Origin of the sequence: Haliscomenobacter sp. (assembly GCF_040403615.1) — a bacterium.
GTDB lineage: Bacteria > Bacteroidota > Bacteroidia > Chitinophagales > Saprospiraceae > Haliscomenobacter.
The window spans coordinates 1-20844 of the sequence record NZ_JBBAKG010000102.1; the positions used below are offsets into that span (position 1 = coordinate 1).

The following is a 20844-nucleotide window of genomic DNA, read 5'->3' on the forward strand; positions in this document are numbered from 1 at the left end:
AAATAGGCAATTTGTCATTTAATTCTGTCCAGATACTCAAGGCAAAAAGTGACAAGGAAAAACAAGGAGAATTACCCGTTTGATGTTCCCGACAAGGTTAAATTTGAATTGAGCTGCCTTTCTCAACAAATGCTGATTCAGCCTTTAAATCACCGCGCCGCAATGATCAAACCAAGACCAAGCGCATAACAAATCAACATTAAATTCAATAAATTCGACGTGCCCTTTGGAGCATCCTTGAATTCTTTCCAAATGTAAATGCCCCAAAGCGCTGCAACAATCGTTGCTCCTTGCCCCAATCCATAAGAAATAGCGGGCCCCGCCAAATCAGAAGCAATGATGCTGAACGACATGCCGACGCACCAAATAATACCACCAAAAACACCCGTCAAGTGGTTTTTAAGCGTACCTCGGAAATAATCGGCATACGAAACTGGCGTGCCCACAAAAGGACGCAACATCAAAAAGGTATTGAACACCACATTGCTCAACAGAATACCGACAGAAAATACCACCACCGCTGTATACGGACTCATTTTTCCGGCAATGGGATTAGAGAAATCGGGAAACATGGAATTGGCTACGTACTTGTAAAACAAGCCCATCAGTGCGCCTGCTATCACCGAAAGCACCAAACCTTTGGTAGAAACACCACCCGTGGAGCTCGACAATTTGCGGTAAGCACTCGCATTGAGCAAAATGGCTACTGCGACGAGCGCCACGCCTCCGAAGAGCATCCCAACATTTCCCAAAGGCGCATCCAGGTAATTGACGATCACGCCGATGACCAGCGCCAGGCCAATCCCCACCGGAAAGGCCACCGACATGCCCGCGATTCCTATCGCAGCGACCAACAAAATATTGGCTGCGTTGAACAGCACTCCACCCAACAGGGCCGAATGAATATTGCCCCAATCGGCTTGCTGGAAATCCGCCAAAAATGCGCGTCCCTCCATGCCTGTACTGCCCAAGGTAAAGGCAAAAAGCAGCGACAAAACCAAGATGCCAATGACGTAGTCCCAATAAAACAGCTCGAAGCGCCAATTGGACGCCGCCAGTTTTTGGGTATTGGCCCAGGAGCCCCAGCACAACATGGTAATGATGCAGAATAGCACTGCAATTGGGTAGGTTTCAATGATGAACATGATGTAGCGTTTGTAGGTTAAGGTTTTTTCCTTGTTTCAGTTTTTGAGGCTGAAATGGAGGTGCGATCGACGAAAAATAAACAATCCCGGATATTTTAGGTAAAAATCTTGGGTTGCATTCATGGACAGCCGTAATTCTCTTTTTTTTCCTTATTTTCCCTAAAAATTCATGCCAAGACTACTCAACAAAGTCGCCATCATTACGGGAGGTGCCCGGGGAATTGGAAAAGCGACCGCCATGCGGTTTTTACAAGAAGGTGCTTTGGTTGCCATTTGGGACATCGACGCTGCAAATAGCCAAAACCTGATTGAAGAATGCAAGGCGCAAGGTTATTCATGCGAGTTTTACAGGGTCAATACGGCCAACCTCGAAGAAGTTCAACAGGCCACCGACGCAGTAATAGCAGATTTTGGCCAAATCGACATCCTGATCAACAATGCGGGCATCACCAGAGATTCTTCTTTGAAAAAAATGTCGCCTTTGCAGTGGCAGCAAGTCATTGATGTCAATTTGACCGGGGTTTTCAACTGCACCAAAGCGGTGACGCCCTATATGGTAGAGCACAACTATGGCCGCATTGTCAATGCTGCTTCGATTGTTGCGTTGTATGGCAACTTTGGCCAAAGCAATTATGTAGCTGCGAAGGCAGGTGTGATCGGGATGACCAAGGTTTGGGCACGCGAATTTGGCCGCAAAGGCATCACCGTCAATGCTGTTGCACCCGGATTCATTAAGACAGAAATGGTGGAAACCATCCCGGCAGAACAATTGGCAGAATTGGAAGCTAGGACACCCGTTGGCAGAGCCGGACAGCCCGAAGACATTGCCAATGCTTATTTATTTTTGGCTTCAGATGAGGCTTCGTTTATCAATGGTGTGACCTTGTCGGTGGATGGGGGCTTAGTGATGTGATTAATTTTGATTGACCAAAAACGAGACTCAAATTTCAAACCGCCCCGCCATTCCTTCACCTCCCAAAACCTTGATCCGCTCCACCACCTTCGGCACATAAACCCTGGAAACAAAGGAAGCAACCCCGTTGTCCATTGCGGTATTTTTCCATTCTGGGTGTTGGCGCTCTAATTTTTCGGCATATTCGGTATAGTATTGCTTGGCGGCCATGGAGCGGAAGTACAAGGATTCCGAAGACCAATTGACCTTGGTTACCCCACATTTGGCGGCGGAGCTGAGTTTTTCGTTGGGCAAGCCCGTTGAGCCGTGCAAGGCGATGCCAATGTTGCGGCCAGTGATTTGCTGCAACAAGCGCACATTGTCTTCAATGGTTTTGGTTTGAAAACCCGCGTAACCATCGTCAGAGGTAAAACCGTGTTGGGTACCCACACCTGGCGCCCAGAGGGCAATTTTGCCGGGGTATTCCTTTTCAACCTCGCCGATGAGTTTTTCCGTTTCTTCGGCAGGTGTGATCCGATCGTCTACGGCTGATTCCATTTCAAGGGTCACTTCTACCCCTGCTTCGGCGGCAAACTGGCACAATTGCAGCATGTGGGCAATGTTTTGCTCTTCCGACAGGTCTGAGGCATCCAGCGAAATGGTAGAGGCGCTCAGCCGGATGGCTTGATCATGAAAGCGCGCATCGATGCCTTGAATCGCCGCCTTCAGGATGTCCATCGTCTCGATACCCTTGATGTGGTCGGTATGGTAAATGACCGGAATGCGTTGGTAGCGCTCGCTGTTGGCCAATACCATGAGGTCGGCCAGGTAGCGGGCTACGCCCAAAATGGGATCACCCAGGCCATAGCTGTGTCCTTTGATTTGCCAAAGGCTGGTTTCAATAATGATGGGAGCATCGGCCTGCAAAGCGGCCTCCAGGCAGTCACTCACCGCAGCGTGACTATCAGCATTGACGGCAAGAATGGCATACCCCTGCTCGAAAGCATGGTTCAGGAGTTGGCGGGATTGGGTTGGCGAAAGGAGCATTTTCTTATGATTTATGGCAATCTTAGGATAACCTAAAACCCTACCTTGATGTGTTTTGTTTTCAAATATTCGAAGATGGCTTTGCGGGAAAGTTCTACTCCAAAGCCGCTGTCTTTCCAGCCTTCGTAGGGTGCATAAGCGGTATTCACCGCGCCGTTGTTGACACAGACCGTGCCGGCTTCCAAAGCCTGGCTGACCCGCATCGTGGTGGCAAAATCTTTGGTAAACAGGTAAGCACAAAGCCCGAAGTCGCTGTCGTTGGCCTTGTCGATGGCTTCTTCGAGGGAATCAAAGGAGTCGATGGGAACCACCGGGCCAAAGGTCTCTTCCTGCATCATTAGCATGTCCGGGCTTACTTTGCTCAAAACCGTCGGGGTGTAGTAATGGCCATTTTGGTATTTTTCCCCATTTGGCTTTTTCCCGCCAGTATGCAATGACGCTCCTTTGGTTAGGGCATCGGCAACATGGCGTTCTACTTTTTGCAGGGTTTCGGCAGTGGTCATCGGCCCAAGGTCACAATCGCCTTCCAGTACGCCATCGCCAATGCTGAATTTTTGGGCTTTGGAGACGATTTTTTCTATCAAAACATCGTGGATCGAATGGTGTGCGTAAACCCGATTGACCGTGCTGCAAGACTGCCCCATATTGCGAAAACCTTTGTAGACAATGATTTCAGCAGCCAAATCGAGGTCGGCATCGGCGCATACAATCGCCGGACAATGTCCACCCAATTCCAGGGATACTTTTTTCAATTGACTGGCTATTGCGCTCATAATCTTTTTGCCTGTGTGGGTTGAGCCGGTCATGGCAACTTTGGCCACGTCCCGATGGGTGACCAGAGCTGCGCCTACTACGCCATCACCCATTACCACATTGATCACTCCGGCAGGAATGCCGCCTTCGATTAAGGCTTTGCAAAATGCCAGGGGAGAAAGAGGGGTTACCTCGGTAGGTTTGACCACCACAGTACATCCGGTAGCCATTGCCGGGCCCAGTTTCCAGCTCAACAAACTTACCGGGTAATTCCAGGGTGTAATCAGGCCACAAACGCCTACGGGTTGGTAAACTACCCAGGAATAAAGGTTGGATTTTTCGGTGGAGTTGACGTAACCTTCTACCCGTACCGCTTCGGCGGCGTAGTAGTCCATCAAGTCGCAAGAAGAAGTGACTTCCCCGCGCGATTGGGCAAAGGGTTTGCCTTGCTCCAAGGCCATCAACCCGCCTATTTGGTCGGCTTGGGTGCGTACATAAGCAGTGGCTTTGCGGATGATTTTTTCGCGTTCGGCTCCTGGAAGTGCCGCCCATTGCACAAAAGCAGCTTTGGCGTTTTGCACGGCTGCATCTACGTCTGTTTCAGTGGCCCTGGCCACCTGCGCAATAGCAAGGCCAGTGGCAGGGGAATAGACTTTGTCCCAGGCATTGTCGGCAGCAGCTTGAGATGCTCCGTTGATCAAGAGTCCCCAATCTTTTCCGGTCAATGCTTCGATTAATTCAGTTGTCATTGTAGTGGGATTTAGATTTGTGGGTTAATGCACACTTTGAGCGCCTCGCCCGACTCCATCATTTGAAAGGATTCGTGGATGCGGTCAAGCGGCAGCACGTGGGTGATGAATTGATCTGCCGGAAAACGGCCACTTTGGATCAGTTGATAAGCGGTGCGAAAATCGCTGATTTTTTCAGAATAAGAGCCGCTGACCATGAGTTCTTTGTAGTGCAAGTGATTGGTATTCAAAACCGCGGTTGGATTGGATTTGGGCAACCCGCCGAAGAACTCAACTCTGGCGCCTTTGCCCGCAATTTCCAGGGCATCGGCTTGCGCAAAAGCACTGCTCACGGCTACGATGACCACGTCAAATCCCTCTCCATTGGTCAGTTCGAGGGCGCGTTCGAGATGAGAGCCTTCTTTTTCGCTAAGGACAGTGCCATCGATGTCGAAGCGCGTCATCATGTCGAGGCGGTTTTGATTGATGTCGAATAGATGCACCGATTGTGCACCTTGCAAGCGGGCCAAAACGGCGTGCATGGCGCCGATGGGACCTGAACCGATTACCGCCACTCGGTCTTGTAAGCCGATGCCCAGGTGGCTATGGGCATTGTGCACACAGCCCAAGGGTTCGGCCAGGCTCATTTGCTGGGAAGTTTGGTCGGTGGTAACTTTGAAAAGGCTGTTGCGTTGGATCGCCCGTGCCGGGACTCTGACATAGGGTGCAAATGCGCCGTCGTAATGGTAAGACATGGTGGTGCGGCTGATGCAGAGGTTTTCGCGGCCAGCCCGGCAATATTTGCATTCTCCGCAGGAGAGTACGATGTACATCACCACGCGATCACCAACTTTGACATTGGCATTGGGGTTGCGGGATTCGATTACGCGCCCGCAGAACTCGTGCCCTAATACGCGGGGTGGGGTGATTTTTTTATCGCCGTTGCGGTAGGTACGCAGGTCGGTTCCGCATACGCTACAGGCTTCGATTTCGAGGAGGATTTCTCCTTCGGCGAGGACGGGGTCGGCGATGGTTTCGACCCGGATGTCTTCTTTTCCGTGATAGATGGCTGCTTTCATGGTTCTTTTTTTAGCCCACGGATAAATCCATGGGCTGGGTATATGGGTGCCCTCCCACGGATAAATCCGTGGGTTGGGGTGTTAGCTCATCCAGTTTTGGGCAGCGGAGGCTGTCCATTTGGTGGTGATCTTTTTGAGTTTGGTCCAAAAGCGTACGCCGTCCATGCCGGTGATGTCGCCATGACCAAATTTGGAATCGTTCCAACCCCCGAAAGAAAAAGGTTCGCGGGGTACGGGAACACCGATGTTGACCCCGACCATGCCAGAACTGGCGCGTTCCGAGAAATAGCGGGCTACAGCCCCGGAGGTGGTATAAATGGAGGCCGCATTGCCATAAGGATTGCTGTTTTCGATGGCAATGGCTTCATCCAGGGTATTGACCTGGATGATGGAGAGCACGGGGCCAAAGATTTCGTCGCAGGCACATTCTGCTCCGGCAGGTACGCCTTCGATCAGGGTTGGCCCGACGTAAGTACCGTTTTCCTTGCCAGCAACATTGGCGCCTCGGCCATCCACCAGAATTTTGTAGCCAGCAGCTTCGGCGCGGTCGATGTAGCCTTCGATGCGGGTTTTGGCGGCAGGGCTGATCACCGCCCCCAGCTCCTCTCCTACCCTGATTTTGCGGGCTTCAGCGATGATTTGATCTAAAATATTGCCAGTATCGCCTACCAGGATCAGCACACTGGCCGCCATGCAACGTTGTCCAGCACAGCCCATTGCAGATGCAATCACGTTTTTGGCGGTGATTTCCGGATCGGCGTCGGGCACAACCACCAGGTGGTTTTTGGCGCCGCCGAGTGCCAAGGCTTTTTTACCCAAACTGGATGCCCTTTGGTACACCAAGCGTGCAACTTTAGTGGAGCCTACAAAGCTCAGGGCTTGAATCCCGGGATGATCGATCAGGTATTCGGTCGTTTCTCTTTGTCCATGTACTACGTTGAATACGCCAGGGGGCAGACCAGCTTCACTGAAAAGCTCACCCAAACGCACCGCGGTGAGGGGTACCAATTCTGAAGGTTTGAGGATGAAAGCATTGCCGCAACCAATGGCAATCGGAATTGTCCACATGGGTACCATAGCCGGGAAATTGAATGGCGCAATGGACAGCACGACCCCGATGGGATAGCGCTCGTATTGGCAATTTACGCCCGAACTGACTTCCAAAATTTGATCATCCCAGATCTGGGGCAAGGAAGTCGCAAATTCTAGTACTTCGATGCCTTTGTCAATTTCGGCTTTGGCTTCAGGCCAGGTTTTGCCGTTTTCCAATTGAATCAAGTCGGCCAGCTCGGTTAAGTGTTTTTCCAGCAGGGTTTTGAAACGAAACAGTACTTGTACCCGCTCTTTCAGAGGCGTTTTTGACCAGGATTTGAAAGCTGTGGAGGCATTTTCAACTACTTGGTCAATGGTGGAAGGAGTTCCAACCGGAACAGCTCCCAATAAAGTACCATCCAATGGCGAATGCACTTCAATGAGGTTTTCTTGTGCCGGAATCCAGGCTTGTCCGTTGGTGAAATGACCTTTGGTGCCGGTTTGGGTAAGCGTTGCTGTGCTCATATGGATTGCTGGTTGACCACTCCGCTGGAATTGCTCATGGCGTATTTTGAAGTATTGCAATAGAGCAAACTGTACACCTGCAAGTGTGCTCGATTGGTGGCGTATTTGCGGCAGATTTTCAAAACAGGTGTTCCTTCTGCCAATTGAAGGCGTTGAGCGATCTCGGGGTCTGCGGAGGCAGCCCAGATTTCCTGCTCCATTCCGGTGATTTCCAATTGGTAAGTTTTGGCCAAAAACTCAAAGAAGGAGCTGTTCAGTTTAAATTGTCGCACAAATTGGGGCAAATTGAGGTTGGGTACAAAAGTACTTTCATACATCAAAGGTTGGCCATCGATGGAACGCACCCGGGAGAAATGAATGCAGCCTGCTCCGCGTTCGAGTTCATTGAGTTCAAAGAAAAATTTGACTGGCCAGGGCTGGATCTGTGGCTCCTGTACGGACAAGGTAGAGATCTTTTCAGGACCGACCATGGCTGAGAAGCCCTGAAAGGAAAGTAAATTCAGTGCTCTACTTTTGGACTTGACAATGCTGCCTTTGCCTTTTTGTTTGACAATGAAGCCTTCAGACTCCAATTGGCTCAAGGCTTGACGAACGGTAGATCTGGCCAGGTTTGAAGCAGCACATAAGTCGTTTTCCGACGGCAATACACTCCCTACCTGGTAGACGTCGGCCAGGATCTCCTTTTTGAGTCGATTGTACAAGATTTTGTATTGGAGCGTACTTTCCATTGCTGACGATTTATTGTCGAGGTAAAAGTACAAACTTTCAACTTGTACGTACAAGTTTTAGCGATGTTTTTTTTCAGACCAGGCATGTTTCATGTAGAAAGCAATTAAAAGTCAAATTTTTGGCGAGTGATAAAAATTCTCAGAGATATTATCTCGCATGCAAGTATATTTGACGCTCATTTATCTACCGACAAAAAAAAACCATTCATGGCACATACACCACTCCGACTTTTGTTATTTTTTGGTATAATTTTAGTGAGCAAAATCTCCATTTTTGCTCAATCTCCTCAACAAACGCTGCGGGGACAAGTGATCGATGCAGTTGTGCAAAAAGCATTACCAAATGCCAACGTCTTACTCGAAGGCACAACACTAGGCACAACAACCGATGATAATGGCAAATTCCGTTTTGAAAACCTTCCGGTTGGTCGTTATCGCCTGCGCATTTCTTTTGTAGGTTACGACACCCTGGTTGTGCCTGAAATCTTACTCGAATCGGGCCGCGAAACGGTGTTGAATCTGCCCTTACATATCGCTTATACCACGCTGAGCGAATTGAGCATTACTGCTGCTCCGCTGGAAGTGGAATCCCTCAATCCTTCGGTGCGCAGCATCAGCAACGAAACCACATTGCGGTTTCCAGGGGTATTTTTTGATCCTGCCCGCACCGCAAGTGCCCTACCCGGAGTGGTCAACACCAACGATCAGGCCAATTTTCTTTCGGTAAGGGGCAATACCCCGAATGCCAACCTCTGGCGTTTGGAAGGGGTAGATATCCTCAATCCCAACCATACCCCCAATGCGGGATCTCAAAGTGACTTACCTACCTTTACCGGAGGTGGTGTCAATATGCTCAGTACGCAAATGCTCGGAAACGCTGCTTTTTTGACCGGAGATTATGCCGCAGGATACGGCAATGCCCTGGGTGGTATTTTTGACATGCGCCTGCGTACCGGCAATAATGAGCAAAGAGAATATACCCTGCAAGCCAGTTTACTCGGTTTGGACGGCGCACTTGAAGGGCCAATCGGCAAAAAAGGTGGCGCTTCTTACCTGATCAACGGTCGCTATTCCACCTTGGGCTTGTTGAGCAACCTGGGTGTAGATGTCGGTGGCGAAGCCATAGGTTTTAAAGACTTGGCTTTCAATCTGGTATTCCCTTTTGCCAAGGGTGGAAAATTCACTGTTTTCGGGATGGGTGGCAATAGTTCCAACATCTTTACTGGCGACAGGGATTCTACCAAATGGGAATTTGACAAAGACCGTCAGGACATTGATTTTGAATCTTCCACCCAGGTTTTGGGTGGAACCCTTCGGCTACCTGTAGGAAAAAATGGCATGTGGAATACTTCATTTGCCTATTCTGGCTATCAAAGTACCCGCATTCAGACTTATTTTACTGGTGCTGGGCCAACTTTGGGTGACCAAATTCGCCAATACCGCCGCAGCATTCATTCCTATTTCTATTCCAAACCCAATCCACGCCAGACGCTGAAATGGGGCATCATTTACAATACGGGTGAAATCATTCAACCTTATACTTCTACCAAATTTGATTTCGGACATTTTGAGTGGGAACTGGGGTTGCATTACATTCATTTGTTGAATGTCGAGAAGCCCAGCAAGGGTAGCATTAGCAATTTTGAGCCACGGATTAATTTGGCCTACCGGATTGCAGATAACAAAAAGCTGACCCTGTCTTTTGGAGCATTTAGCCAAAGGCCAATTCTGCCTACAATAGCCAACCAACCTGGCGCGGTTGCCTTGGTCAAAAGCCAGCAATCCAGCATCGGGCTGCAGATCCAAACCAGTCCATCCACCAGTTTGGAATTTCAGGCCTATTATCAAAAGCAGACCAGTGTAGCCATACTCCCCTACTCTTTTCAAATGCTCTCGAGCAATTTTGTCAATGAGCGGATTCCCGTGTTGCTGAGTACTTCAAGTGTTTCTGAAGTACTTACCACTGACGGCGAGGCGCGCAACTACGGCCTTGAAATCAACTTGCGGCGCTACCTCGAGAAAGGTTTTTACTTTTTGGCCAACAGTTCCATCTATCATTCCGAATACCGCAACAACAGCAGTTTGTACAAGCAAACTTTTGGCAACAACGATTGGCGCAGCAGCCGTTTCGATGGCCGCTATGTTTTCAATGTCACTGCGGGTAAAGAATGGCGCAAAGAACGCAAAGCTGGAAAAGTGAAATTGTGGGGCATCAATGGCCGCGTCATCGCATTGGGCAATTTGCCACAAACGCCTATCGATGTTACCCTTTCCGAAAAGAACGGCATCACCGTCCCGCTTGCTACCGCCATTACCGGCAATGAACGCAGCGATCCTGCTTTTTCTTTAAACAGCTCCACTTATTACCGCCTGGATACGCGCTTGTACTTCAAATGGAACAAAGCTGGCCGGAACAACACTTTTGCACTAGACATCCAAAACGCCACCAATCAGGAAAACTCTGGTTTTTTCTATTATGACCATTTGCAAAAACAGGTCTTAGAGAAGAAACAATTGGGGATTATACCCATTTTGAGTTATCGGGTTGAATTTTAAATCAAAGCTATAACTGGCATCAAAACGGCAACATCCAACCACAAAACAAAGTATTCTGACGACCTTGGTTCTTAATTGTGAACAATTTTCGTGATTTGGCTATTTATCACATATCTATCTGGTCATTTGTTAGACTGAAAATGGATTGCATCCTTTATTCACCCAATCACAAGCCAATGACAACGTCGCGGGATACTTCAGTGGTGGCTTTTTTGAGACAAATTTCATTTTTGGAAAACCTTCCATATGCTGATTTACATGAACTTGCGTTGATTTGCCAAATGGAGCAAATTCAACGAAATTGTGCCATTTATACCAAGGGGGAAATTTCAGGTCACTTGTTTATTTTATTGCGGGGTTCGGTCAAACTGTGTTCTTTCTCCGAAGATGGCCGTGAGATCATCAAGGAAATGCTGAGTCCCATTACCTTGTTTGGGGAGTTGGGCCTGGTAGGAGAAAAGGAGCGCCAGGAAAATGCACTTTCGATGCAAGACGAAGTGCAGTTGCTGCGCATTCCAACCGAATCATTTCGAAAGCTCATGCGCAAGCATCCAAATTTGTCTTTGGATATTGTGGATTGGTTGGGCACACGCTTACGCCGCGCAGAATCCAGGTTGGAAGCGCTGATGTTTAAGGATGCACGCGAAAGAATAATTGATTTTTTGAAAGACTCGGCAGAAAACCAAGGCAAAAAGATAGGTTTCGAATTGCTGATTAAACACAGCATGACCCAGCAAGACATTGCCAATTACACAGGCACCTCTCGCCAAACTGTAACTTCAGTCTTGAATGAACTCCGCAAATCAAACCTAATCTACTTCAATCGTCGAAGTATTTTGATTCGGGATTTGGAACGGTTATCTTAGGTTTTGGGGTTTAAGTTGCACACAGCTCTGAAAAAACGTGTTCAACTTAAAACCCAAAACTCAAAACCTTATTCCTCTTCTGAATCGTCTTCTTTCTCCAACTCTCGTTGAAGCTCTTCCATAAACACAAATTCTACTGCCTCTTTCTGAGTAGGAATGATGTCCAGGACTGATTTGAGGTGAGAAATTTCGATCAATTTTTTCACAGCATCGTGCTCGACACCTGTCAAAACGAAACTGCCTTGCTCCTTCCACAGCCTGTCACCTGTCAGAATGGCACTCAAGCCTGAAGAATCGACATACTTAACATTTGAAAGGTCAAAAATTAAATTCACCACACCTTCATTAAAAAGGAAAGTGAATTCTGTCTTTAGGTCAGGAGCCACAATTGAGTTCAAATTCTCTTCTTCTACTCGAAAAACCGTATAACGGTCTTGTTTATCAACTGAATACTTCATGCGCTTAGGGTAGTTGATTCTATTTTCCGGGCAAATATAAACAATTGAACGGAAAACCTAAGTCAATCGCGGGAATTTATCCAAATGCAGGGGGCAATTCTAAAGGTGATGATCTCTGTACATTTCTTTAAACCAGATTACCTTTTGGGTTGTTTGGTAGATTAATTTGCTTGAATTTCACATTTAACCCCTAATTGGGTTTGTTTATTAATCTAATTTGGATTAATTTTTGCAAAAATTTACATTTGGACAGGTTGAACAGAAACCTTATTATTGCTGAAGGAGATTTTTAGTGCTTTTTACTGGAAATTTTCCCGAAATGGCAGCCCATAAAGATGGCTCGATTCTTGCAGTAAGCATTGGCAATTCTGATCGCCCTTTGAATTTCCGCACAACATGAATAATAGAAGATTTTCACCCAAGGTAAAGGAAGTCATCAAAAAAAGCCGAGAAGAAGCTTTTCGTTTAGGGCATGACTTTATCGGTACAGAGCACCTTCTTTTAGGGATTGTTTCCGAAAAGGAGAGTTTGGCAGTTCGCGTCCTTGAATCCTTGGATGTTGATTCCGCTGAATTAAAACAAACACTGGAAGAATCTGTGCAAAAAATACCCGCAAGCAATACCAGTTTGAGCGTGGGTACACTCCCACTCAACAAACAGGCCGAAAAAGTACTTAAAGTCACTTTTTTGGAAGCGAAAATGCTTAAAAGTGAAGAGATTAGCCCGGAACACCTGGTGCTCTCCATTTTAAAGCACAAGGAAAATCCTGCTTCCAAAATTCTCAACCAATTCGACGTGGATTACGAAATTTACAAAGCCGAGCTCGAATACGTAAAGCAGGAGCAAGATTTCTCCAGCATCGAGCCGCCTTATAACCAAGCTCCGTCCGACAGTGACGACCCATACGACGATGAAGATCGCCAAGGTGGTTTTCAGCAACGCAAAGGCAACGCCAAATCTCGCACTCCAGTGCTGGATAACTTTGGGCGCGACATCACCAAGCTTGCTGAAGAGGGAAAATTAGACCCCATCATTGGCCGCGAAAAAGAAATCGAAAGGGTTTCTCAAATCCTGAGTCGCCGCAAAAAGAACAACCCAATTCTGATTGGCGAACCCGGTGTGGGCAAAACGGCCATCGTAGAAGGGTTGGCCTTGCGCATCATGCAACGCAAAGTATCGCGTACGCTGTTCAACAAGCGCATTGTGATGCTCGATTTGGCAGCGTTGGTTGCCGGTACCAAATACCGTGGCCAGTTTGAAGAGCGCATGAAAGCCATCATGAATGAATTGGAAAAATCTCGCGATGTCATCCTGTTTATTGATGAAATTCACACCATTGTAGGTGCAGGTGGAGCTACTGGCTCACTGGATGCCTCTAACATCTTCAAGCCTGCCCTGGCTCGGGGTGAACTCCAGTGCATTGGTGCATCCACCCTGGATGAATACCGCCAGCACATCGAAAAGGATGGCGCCCTGGATCGCCGCTTCCAAAAAGTAATGGTCGATCCACCATCTGCGGATGAGGCTATCCATATCTTGCACAACATCAAGTCTAAATACGAAGAATTCCACAACGTTATTTACGACGATGATGCGATCAAAGCCTGCGTTCGCCTGAGTGATCGGTACATCACCGACCGCTTCCTGCCCGACAAGGCGATTGATGTATTGGACGAAGTGGGCGCTCGCGTCCACCTGAAAAACATCCACGTTCCGAAGCACATCGAAGACCTCGAAAAGCAAATCGAAGAGCTGAAGGAACTCAAAAACCAGGCCGTCAAAAACCAGCAGTACGAAAGAGCTGCTGATTTGCGCGACCGCGAATCGAAACTGGTGCGCCAATTGGAGTTTGCCAAGGTACAATGGGAAGAGGATTCTAAAACCAAACGTTATCCCGTAGGCGAAGAAGACATCGCTGAGGTGGTTTCAATGATGACCAACATCCCGGTAATGCGGGTGGCTCAAAGTGAAAACCGCAAGTTGGTGAGCATGGAAAAAGACATGCAAGGAACCATCATCGGCCAGGATGAAGCGCTCAAGAAAATCACCAAAGCCATTCAACGCAACCGGGTAGGGCTCAAAGACCCCACCAAACCAATTGGTTCGTTCATTTTCCTTGGTCCAACGGGCGTAGGTAAAACGGAATTGGCTAAAGCCTTGGCGCGTTACCTCTTCGACTCAGAAGATGCCCTGATCCGCATCGACATGAGTGAATACATGGAAAAATTCTCGGTAAGCCGCTTGATTGGTGCGCCTCCGGGATACGTGGGCTACGAAGAAGGTGGGCAGTTGACCGAAAAAGTTCGCCGCAAGCCTTATTCTGTGGTACTGCTCGACGAAATTGAAAAAGCGCACCCGGATGTGTACAATATTTTGCTCCAGGTTTTGGACGACGGTCAATTGACCGATGGTCTTGGTCGCAAAGTGGACTTCAAAAACACCCTGATCATCATGACCTCCAACATCGGGGTTCGTCAGTTGAAAGACTTTGGTCAAGGTGTAGGTTTTGCCACCAAGTCTCGTCAAGAGTCAGCGGAAGACAATACCAAGGCCGTGATTCAAAATGCCCTGAAGCGTACTTTCTCTCCAGAATTCCTCAACCGCATCGACGATGTGGTAGTGTTCAACAGTCTGGGACAGGAAGAAATCTTCAAGATCATCGACATTTCGCTGAAGGATTTGCACCGCCGTTTGGCTACCATGAATTTCACCCTCGTCATCAGTGAAGAGGCCAAGAAGTTTGTGGCTGAAAAAGGATTTGATCCTCAGTTCGGTGCCCGTCCGCTCAACCGCGCCATCCAGAAATACCTGGAAGATCCGCTTGCAGAGTTCATTTTGAATGACCAACCGCAAGAGGGAACTGCTTTGGAAGCGGTTTTGACCGATGAAAAGGACAATTTGCGGATTGTTCTTGCAAAAGAAGTGAATACAGACGTCAAGGAATAAAAAAATATTGTATTTTTGTTTCATTATATAGAGACGCGTTTAGATGCGTCTCTATTTTTTTTAGTTTTTGGAACTAAAACATCAATTTTTGCATTATTTTCTAACAAAATAAAATTCATTTGGCAAAGAATCAATTTGGCGGTAATCGCAGTAGTGGAGGTGGTGGTAGCAAACCGCCATTCCGTGGTGGTCGGAGAGACTCTCGCTTCCCTAGTGAGGAAGATAAAGGGCAATTCCGATTGAATGATCAAATTCGAGTACCTCAGATTCGTCTGGTTGGAGATAACATGGAACAACTTAGCGAATTTGTTGGCGTAGAAATCAAGTCGGGCGAAGTATACAATACCCGTGATGCATTGCAATGGGCCGAAAAATCAGAACTTGATCTGGTTGAAATCTCTCCCAATGCAGTACCTCCTGTAGTGCGCATCATCGACTACAACAAGTTTCTCTACGAGAAGAAGAAGAAAGAAAAGGAAATCAAAGCCAAAGCGGCCAAAACGGTAATCAAAGAAATTCGTTTTGGACCCAATACGGATGACCACGATTTTGAATTCAAAGTGCGTCACGCTAAAACCTTCCTGGAAGAAAACGCCAAGGTGAAAGCTTACGTAAACTTCCGTGGTCGTACCATTGTGTTTAAAGACCGTGGTGAATTGCTCTTGCTGCGCTTTCTCAAAGAATTGGAAGAATTTGGTGCACCTGAATCTTTGCCAAAATTGGAAGGTCGCCGGATGATTGTAATGATTGCTCCGAAGAAGAAGAAATAACCAACTCGCTGGAAATGAAAAAGGCCAACCCGTTGCAAAACAACAGGTTGGCCTTTTTTATTGCTAAATCCTTGCTACATCTCGATCAGGTTGCGTTCCCGAAAATCCAGCAGAATCAACTTAATGGCGCGCTTGGCAATGTTTTTGCCAATGAGTCGCGTCAGAAACTTTCTCCAGCCCCACATGAAGATTTTTTTGGTGAAAGAGGGCTTACTGGCAGATTTCTCTTTTTCTCCGTAATAGCCCCGCATCAAACGGTTAACATCCTGGTGAACCTCTTTTGAATATTGATCATCGGGAGCGGTATTGAGGGTAAAAATATGATCCAGTACGGTTTTGAAGCGCAAGCACATTAAAGGATCCAGCCTAAAGATCTCTTTAGCAGGAATTTTCTTCTTGATTGGCTCCGGCAAATAATCTTCGTGGTAAACACTTTTCGCCATATTGGCGATCCCCATGTCTGGTATGATCGGATAAAAACCAGGGCCCCCCAAATCATCAGGAATAAAAAAGCGTTGATGCCGTTCATCCGAGCCGTCGCTTTTCCAATCATCGAATACCTTGGCTTTTTCAAGTTCATCCAAGGGGATACTAAAGTGCTTGCGGATGAATTTCTGGCCATTGAACCTGCCCAAATAAAAATCGTGCTCCCGGAATTCGCGGCTAAAAAACCCGCCAAAACCATCTAGCGCCCCACAAGCAATGGGGTAAGCATCGTTTTTCTTCTTGGGGAAAACCATTCTGCGGGTAACATCACCCGCCAAACCTTTCATCAGGTCATTCTCCTTGACCATGGCCTGGGCCCGAATCGCCCCAAAAATATTGGGGATCAAATCCAGCAACGAAGAAGGCGCTTTGTATTTCTTGGCTTTGTCTTGCGCAAAGTTGGGAAAAGGATCGATCATGATAATCGCATATGGATTGCCATCTTTGTTGCACTTTTCCTCCACCGCATCGATGATTTCTCCAAATGGTTCATTGTTGATGGTACCCCCATCAATAGCTACAAAATTGAAGGGATCATCATCTACAGTTATTTCGATGGCTTGAGCCATTTTGGGTTGGTTTTGCAACCCAAACATGCGGAACACCGTCGATTTGATGTAAGCCAAGGGTATGTTGTTCAATGGCCGTGCGGCCAAACCCAGCGGGAAAGCGCCGGTAGCTTTGGCACAATCCAGCAACAGTTTTATATCCGATGCGGAATCGGGTTGAAAAGGCACAATATGATCGGGCTGATATTGCCCTGGAGTGCGCATCACCATAAAATGGGCGATCCCTTTGTGAACGTACATGCGGTGTGCGGGCTGTTCCTTTGCATCTTCTACGGTAAAGGTGTCCCGGCTTTTGTTTTCTTCTGCTTCTTTCTTTTTGAGTTCCTCTTTCAGTTTGTTGTCAAAAAAATTGACTGCAACAGGTACCCCGCGCAAGCTGGTAATGGTGAGAATGACCTGCAAATTGGGAGAGATATATTCGGGCAAGTCCTTGATTTGTGACAGGATTCCGGCTTTGTCGGCAATGGCGTCGATGGGGTCAGAATTGAGCAGGGATTTTACCTCGTTTTTGGCCAGAATGTCGCCAGTTTGCATCATTTGCTCCAAAGTGGGCGTGCCTACTGCATCGTTTAGATTGACCCAGGCATCGTATAATTTATTGTGGCTTTTTTCGGGATTGTAATCGTTGATGGGGTTAAGTCCTTCAAACATGCCCAAGGCTGCGATGGCGGCAGTCATGCCACCAGCCGAAGCTCCTCCGATCACCTCGATCACCACGTCGTGCATGGGGATGGAGTGGTCGTACATGGGGTGATCAGGCCCAAGGTCGTCGTTGTTTTTTTTGGCCAGGTCCCATTTTTCCAGGGTTTCCAATAAATAATCGATCACACCAGCGGTGTATGCTCCTGCCGATACAGCGCCGGCCATGGCAATGCCGATTTTAAAAGTTTTACCTCTTTTCATGGTTTTAGGTGTTGAAATCCTTGTAGACAAGGGGATGTTTTTTATTACTTGACAAAAACCACAATGCCAATCCCAGGGCCACCAAATCCTGTGCGGGGATCGCTCTGGAAAGTCGGTTTTAATTTAAAACTCAAATCTTCGCTCATGTCAAAATTCTGCAAATGCGCATCTACAAATGCCTCTACGGCCACCAATCCATAGGCAGCGAATACCCCAACGTAAGACAATTGGCGGTTTTTGTCGTAAAAATCACGCCGGTTTCGGAGTCCGGTTACGCCTAGGTTAAACTTGGTAAATTCATGTGGTTTTTTCAGTAATTCATCCTCTAGTGCCGATTGGAATCGCTTGTACAAATCACTGCTATAGGTCACAAAGTACACCATGGTTCCAATGGCGCCAACGGCAAAAGGTGCTTTCCACCAATGCCCATTGTACACCTGCCCAGATCCTGGTAAAGCAAAGGAGTACAAAAGCGCTTTTTTGGGGACAGGCAAGCGGTTTTTTCGCTCCTTTCTTACACTGTCCATAAATACCATGCGCACTTTTTCCTGAGGTGCAGCAGGAATAGAATCAATTTGCTGGCCAAACAACGGACAAGTACAAACGAGCAACACTCCAATAAGCAATCCCTTCATCAGCATTCGTTTTGTAACACGGGGGGGATAAAAAAATAAATGTTCATTTTTGCCCCAATACATAGAGTCGGTACAAGGCCAAAATGTAGCTTATCAAAATGTTAATTGTTCTCTTCCAATCGATCCAATAAATCGTTCAGGTCTTTGGTGTTGGCAAAGGGAATAACAATCTGACCTTTGCCTTCAGCATTGACTTTAAGTTGTACTTTCCCTACTCCAAAGTACTCCCGAAAACGATTTTGAACGCCTACGTATTCTTCCGGAATTTTAGTTTCCTTGTTGCTTTCTTTGTTGACAGGTTTTTTTTCTGCGGCAATCAGGTTTTCCAAGGCCCGAACGGACAAATGATTGACCATTGCCAAATCAAAAAAGCCCTTGCTTTTGACATAATCATCCAGCGACGCCAGTGCCCGACCGTGTCCAAAAGAAATCTCGCGATCGCGGAGTGCTTTTTGGATGGGTTCTGGCAATTTGAGCAACCGGAGGTAATTGGTGATGGTACTTCTGTCTTTACCCATGCGACTAGAGAGTTCGGCATCGGTGAGCTTGCATTCGTCTTTCAGGCGGGCATAGGTAAGTGCTACTTCAATCGAATTCAAATCTTGTCGCTGAATGTTTTCAATCAACGCCATTTCCAGCATTTCGGTATCGTTGGCTAGCCTTACATAAGCCGGAATTTCTGAGAGTCCAGCTTTTTGTGAAGCCCGAAAACGGCGTTCCCCCGAAATGATTTGATAGTGGTTGGGCTCCAGCAAACGCACCGTAATGGGCTGAATCAAGCCGTGTACTTTGATGGAACTGGCCAATTCATCCAGGGCATCTTCATCAAATTGATTCCGAGGTTGTCCGGGGTTGGGCTGAATTTGCTCAATTGGGATCATCGGGGTGAAATGCGTCAATTCTTTTACCACCGCTTCCTGATCAGCAGCGATGGCCTCATTCAAGGTATCAGCATTGAATACTGCACGCAGTCCTGCACTGAGGTTATCTCGGGTTACTTTTTTTGCCCCTTCGGTCCGGATTACTTTTTTTGCCATGTCGGTTTTGGGTTAATCAGCACTGGGTTCGCTGAAGGTTTTGCTAACAGAAGAATCCCCGTTGCGCAACAAAAATTCTTGGGCCAGATTGAGGTAATTGATGGCTCCTTTGCTACCCGCATTGAGCAATACTACAGGCATGTGCATATTGGGTGCCTCCCCAATCCGGGCATTTCGGTGGATGATGGTGTCAAAAACCCGATCCTTGAAAATGTCTTTTACCTCGTTGACCACCACGTTGGCCAAGCGCAAGCGTGGGTCGTACATGGTCAGTACGATGCCTTCAATGACCAGATTAGGATTAAGGGTGCGTTTAACCAGGTTGATACTGTCTTGCAATTTGGCCAAACCTTCCAAGGCAAAAAACTCGCACTGCACCGGAATCAAAACCGAATCACCCGCACAAAGCGCGTTGACCGTTACCATACCCAGTGAAGGCAAACAGTCGATGAAGATGTAATCGTAATAATCCCGCAACTTTTCAACTACTCCTTTCATCACGAATTCGCGGTTGGGGCGATTCACCAACTCTACGTCGGCACCAACCAGGTTGATGTCAGATGGCAACAAATGAAGGTTGGGCGTATCGGTTTCATAGATGGCATCCATGGGATCCATGCCATTGATCATGCAATCGTACAAGGTTGACTCCGCTTCGCCAGGTAGAATCCCTACCCCTGAAGAAGCGTTAGCCTGGGGATCAGAATCGATCAGCAAAACCTTTTTCTCTAAAATGGCCAAGCTAGCTGCCAGGTTGATCGCGGTGGTGGTTTTGCCTACCCCACCCTTTTGGTTGGCAATGGTAATTACTTTTCCCATGAAGTTGAAGTTGAAAAGTTGGAAAGTTGATCCTATTCACCGAGCGAAGCCGAGATGGATAGGATCAACTTTTCAACTTAGAGCGTTGTGCTTTCATTAAGCGGCAGCAAAATTAACTCTTTTCCTTTAGCTGAAAAAGCTTTTTGCGCGGAAGCGTGATTGATTTTAATATATCCAAAAGTATCGTAATGACACCCGATGATTTTATCACATTCAATAAATTGGGCAGCCAATACCGCATCACTGATTCCCATGGTGAAATTGTCTCCGATGGGTAAAATGGCAAAATCCAGTTTGGGGCAGGTCATGGGAATGAGTTTCATGTCCATGGTGAGGGCAGTATCCCCGGCAATGTAGAAGGTAATTTCAGTGTTCGAAACCACAAAACCACTGGGATTGCCCGCATAAGTACCATCCGGTAGCACACTGGAATGTACGGCATTGACCATTTTTACTGTTCCAAAATCGAAAGATTTGGAACCACCAAGATTCATGGGATGCCCTTTGATGCCTTTGGTTTGATACCAACTCACAATCTCGTAATTGGAAATTATAGTAGCGCCACAACGTTTGGCAATGCTTTCGGCATCTGCCACGTGATCGCCATGGCCGTGGGTCAGCAGGATGTAATCGGCTTCGATGTTGTTTACGATTGCCTTTCCATTTTCGGATTGCAGCGGATTGGGAGAGATAAAAGGATCAAAAAGTAGCTTTTGTCCAAGCGTTTCAATCAAAAAACAAGATTGCCCGTAATAGGTAACTTTCATGATTGGTATGGTTTGAGGATTTGATGCTAAAGTAGTTGTTTCTTCGGCTACTTTCAAAAACTCAAACAGAAAATCCCCAATGGTGCAGTATAATCTTGCTCCA

General features: G+C 47.3%; 17 protein-coding genes. 5 read left to right on the forward strand and 12 right to left on the reverse strand.

Annotated elements, in window-relative coordinates:
• Nucleotides 1–149: 149 nt before the first annotated feature.
• On the reverse strand, nt 150–1145 hold the full coding sequence (locus ABW391_RS23620) for a GRP family sugar transporter (protein WP_353484365.1): 996 nt from the start codon (nt 1143–1145) through the stop codon (nt 150–152).
• A gap of 169 nt (nt 1146–1314) precedes the next feature.
• Here ABW391_RS23620 and fabG point away from each other — a divergent pair, with 169 nt between their 5' ends.
• Entirely contained in the window at nt 1315–2058 is a 744-nt protein-coding gene (gene fabG / locus ABW391_RS23625; RefSeq protein WP_353484366.1) for a 3-oxoacyl-ACP reductase FabG, read from the forward strand.
• Between the two features lie 27 nt (nt 2059–2085).
• Here fabG and ABW391_RS23630 read toward each other — a convergent pair whose 3' ends face one another.
• The 5 genes from ABW391_RS23630 to ABW391_RS23650 all read right to left on the reverse strand — a co-directional run bounded on the left by ABW391_RS23630 (nt 2086) and on the right by ABW391_RS23650 (nt 7929).
• The gene (locus ABW391_RS23630) at nt 2086–3084 is read right to left on the reverse strand and encodes a class II fructose-bisphosphate aldolase (protein WP_353484367.1); all 999 of its coding nucleotides are present in this window, start codon (nt 3082–3084) and stop codon (nt 2086–2088) included.
• Nucleotides 3085–3116: 32 nt separating this feature from the next.
• Nucleotides 3117–4586, reverse strand: coding sequence for an aldehyde dehydrogenase family protein (locus tag ABW391_RS23635; protein ID WP_353484368.1), 1470 nt, complete (start codon nt 4584–4586; stop codon nt 3117–3119).
• An 11-nt stretch (nt 4587–4597) separates the two neighbouring features.
• Nucleotides 4598–5644: an alcohol dehydrogenase catalytic domain-containing protein gene (locus ABW391_RS23640; RefSeq protein ID WP_353484369.1), complete on the reverse strand. Its 1047-nt coding sequence runs from the start codon at nt 5642–5644 to the stop codon at nt 4598–4600.
• 81 nt (nt 5645–5725) lie between these two features.
• Complete coding sequence (locus tag ABW391_RS23645) at nt 5726–7201, reverse strand: CoA-acylating methylmalonate-semialdehyde dehydrogenase (RefSeq protein WP_353484370.1); 1476 nt, start codon at nt 7199–7201, stop codon at nt 5726–5728.
• Nucleotides 7198–7929, reverse strand: a complete 732-nt coding sequence (locus ABW391_RS23650) for a GntR family transcriptional regulator (protein WP_353484371.1) — start codon at nt 7927–7929, stop codon at nt 7198–7200. Before ABW391_RS23650 ends, ABW391_RS23645 begins: the two co-directional genes overlap by 4 nt.
• A gap of 207 nt (nt 7930–8136) precedes the next feature.
• Here ABW391_RS23650 and ABW391_RS23655 point away from each other — a divergent pair, with 207 nt between their 5' ends.
• Together ABW391_RS23655 and ABW391_RS23660 are read left to right on the forward strand one after the other, a co-directional pair.
• Nucleotides 8137–10485 (forward strand): TonB-dependent receptor, encoded by a 2349-nt coding sequence (locus ABW391_RS23655; RefSeq protein ID WP_353484372.1) that lies wholly within the window; start codon nt 8137–8139, stop codon nt 10483–10485.
• Between the two features lie 176 nt (nt 10486–10661).
• Nucleotides 10662–11351, forward strand: a complete 690-nt coding sequence (locus tag ABW391_RS23660) for a Crp/Fnr family transcriptional regulator (RefSeq protein ID WP_353484373.1) — start codon at nt 10662–10664, stop codon at nt 11349–11351.
• 68 nt (nt 11352–11419) lie between these two features.
• Here ABW391_RS23660 and ABW391_RS23665 read toward each other — a convergent pair whose 3' ends face one another.
• Nucleotides 11420–11809 carry an STAS domain-containing protein gene (locus ABW391_RS23665; protein WP_353484374.1) on the reverse strand — a complete coding sequence of 130 codons (390 nt, stop codon included), beginning with the start codon at nt 11807–11809 and terminating at the stop codon, nt 11420–11422.
• 396 nt (nt 11810–12205) lie between these two features.
• On the opposite strand from ABW391_RS23665, the gene ABW391_RS23670 reads away from it, so the two are divergent.
• Nucleotides 12206–14755, forward strand: coding sequence for an ATP-dependent Clp protease ATP-binding subunit (locus tag ABW391_RS23670; RefSeq protein ID WP_353484375.1), 2550 nt, complete (start codon nt 12206–12208; stop codon nt 14753–14755).
• Nucleotides 14756–14994: 239 nt separating this feature from the next.
• Nucleotides 14995–15525: a translation initiation factor IF-3 gene (gene infC, locus ABW391_RS23675; RefSeq protein ID WP_353484380.1), complete on the forward strand. Its 531-nt coding sequence runs from the start codon at nt 14995–14997 to the stop codon at nt 15523–15525.
• Between the two features lie 74 nt (nt 15526–15599).
• Here the strand turns inward: infC and ABW391_RS23680 are convergent, their stop codons facing one another.
• The 5 genes from ABW391_RS23680 to ABW391_RS23700 all read right to left on the reverse strand — a co-directional run bounded on the left by ABW391_RS23680 (nt 15600) and on the right by ABW391_RS23700 (nt 20741).
• The gene (locus ABW391_RS23680; RefSeq protein ID WP_353484376.1) at nt 15600–17483 is read right to left on the reverse strand and encodes a patatin-like phospholipase family protein; all 1884 of its coding nucleotides are present in this window, start codon (nt 17481–17483) and stop codon (nt 15600–15602) included.
• 44 nt (nt 17484–17527) lie between these two features.
• Nucleotides 17528–18118 carry a DUF5683 domain-containing protein gene (locus tag ABW391_RS23685; RefSeq protein ID WP_353484377.1) on the reverse strand — a complete coding sequence of 197 codons (591 nt, stop codon included), beginning with the start codon at nt 18116–18118 and terminating at the stop codon, nt 17528–17530.
• 101 nt (nt 18119–18219) lie between these two features.
• Nucleotides 18220–19155 (reverse strand): ParB/RepB/Spo0J family partition protein, encoded by a 936-nt coding sequence (locus ABW391_RS23690; protein ID WP_353484378.1) that lies wholly within the window; start codon nt 19153–19155, stop codon nt 18220–18222.
• 12 nt (nt 19156–19167) lie between these two features.
• Nucleotides 19168–19974 carry a ParA family protein gene (locus ABW391_RS23695; RefSeq protein ID WP_353484379.1) on the reverse strand — a complete coding sequence of 269 codons (807 nt, stop codon included), beginning with the start codon at nt 19972–19974 and terminating at the stop codon, nt 19168–19170.
• A 77-nt stretch (nt 19975–20051) separates the two neighbouring features.
• Nucleotides 20052–20741, reverse strand: a complete 690-nt coding sequence (locus ABW391_RS23700; RefSeq protein ID WP_353484381.1) for a metal-dependent hydrolase — start codon at nt 20739–20741, stop codon at nt 20052–20054.
• Nucleotides 20742–20844: the final 103 nt, after the last annotated feature.

Excerpts from the sequence above, each read along its gene's own strand:
- ABW391_RS23700 (WP_353484381.1), bottom strand. The coding sequence starts at position 20,741 with ATGAAAGTTACCTATTACGGGCAATCTTGTTTTTTGATTGAAACGCTT.
- ABW391_RS23640 (WP_353484369.1), bottom strand. The coding sequence starts at position 5,644 with ATGAAAGCAGCCATCTATCACGGAAAAGAAGACATCCGGGTCGAAACC.
- ABW391_RS23650 (WP_353484371.1), bottom strand. The coding sequence starts at position 7,929 with ATGGAAAGTACGCTCCAATACAAAATCTTGTACAATCGACTCAAAAAG.
- ABW391_RS23670 (WP_353484375.1), top strand. The coding sequence starts at position 12,206 with ATGAATAATAGAAGATTTTCACCCAAGGTAAAGGAAGTCATCAAAAAA.
- ABW391_RS23655 (WP_353484372.1), top strand. The coding sequence starts at position 8,137 with ATGGCACATACACCACTCCGACTTTTGTTATTTTTTGGTATAATTTTA.
- ABW391_RS23665 (WP_353484374.1), bottom strand. The coding sequence starts at position 11,809 with ATGAAGTATTCAGTTGATAAACAAGACCGTTATACGGTTTTTCGAGTA.
- ABW391_RS23685 (WP_353484377.1), bottom strand. The coding sequence starts at position 18,118 with ATGAAGGGATTGCTTATTGGAGTGTTGCTCGTTTGTACTTGTCCGTTG.
- ABW391_RS23635 (WP_353484368.1), bottom strand. The coding sequence starts at position 4,586 with ATGACAACTGAATTAATCGAAGCATTGACCGGAAAAGATTGGGGACTC.
- fabG (WP_353484366.1), top strand. The coding sequence starts at position 1,315 with ATGCCAAGACTACTCAACAAAGTCGCCATCATTACGGGAGGTGCCCGG.
- ABW391_RS23645 (WP_353484370.1), bottom strand. The coding sequence starts at position 7,201 with ATGAGCACAGCAACGCTTACCCAAACCGGCACCAAAGGTCATTTCACC.
- ABW391_RS23695 (WP_353484379.1), bottom strand. The coding sequence starts at position 19,974 with ATGGGAAAAGTAATTACCATTGCCAACCAAAAGGGTGGGGTAGGCAAA.
- ABW391_RS23660 (WP_353484373.1), top strand. The coding sequence starts at position 10,662 with ATGACAACGTCGCGGGATACTTCAGTGGTGGCTTTTTTGAGACAAATT.
- ABW391_RS23690 (WP_353484378.1), bottom strand. The coding sequence starts at position 19,155 with ATGGCAAAAAAAGTAATCCGGACCGAAGGGGCAAAAAAAGTAACCCGA.
- ABW391_RS23630 (WP_353484367.1), bottom strand. The coding sequence starts at position 3,084 with ATGCTCCTTTCGCCAACCCAATCCCGCCAACTCCTGAACCATGCTTTC.
- ABW391_RS23680 (WP_353484376.1), bottom strand. The coding sequence starts at position 17,483 with ATGAAAAGAGGTAAAACTTTTAAAATCGGCATTGCCATGGCCGGCGCT.
- ABW391_RS23620 (WP_353484365.1), bottom strand. The coding sequence starts at position 1,145 with ATGTTCATCATTGAAACCTACCCAATTGCAGTGCTATTCTGCATCATT.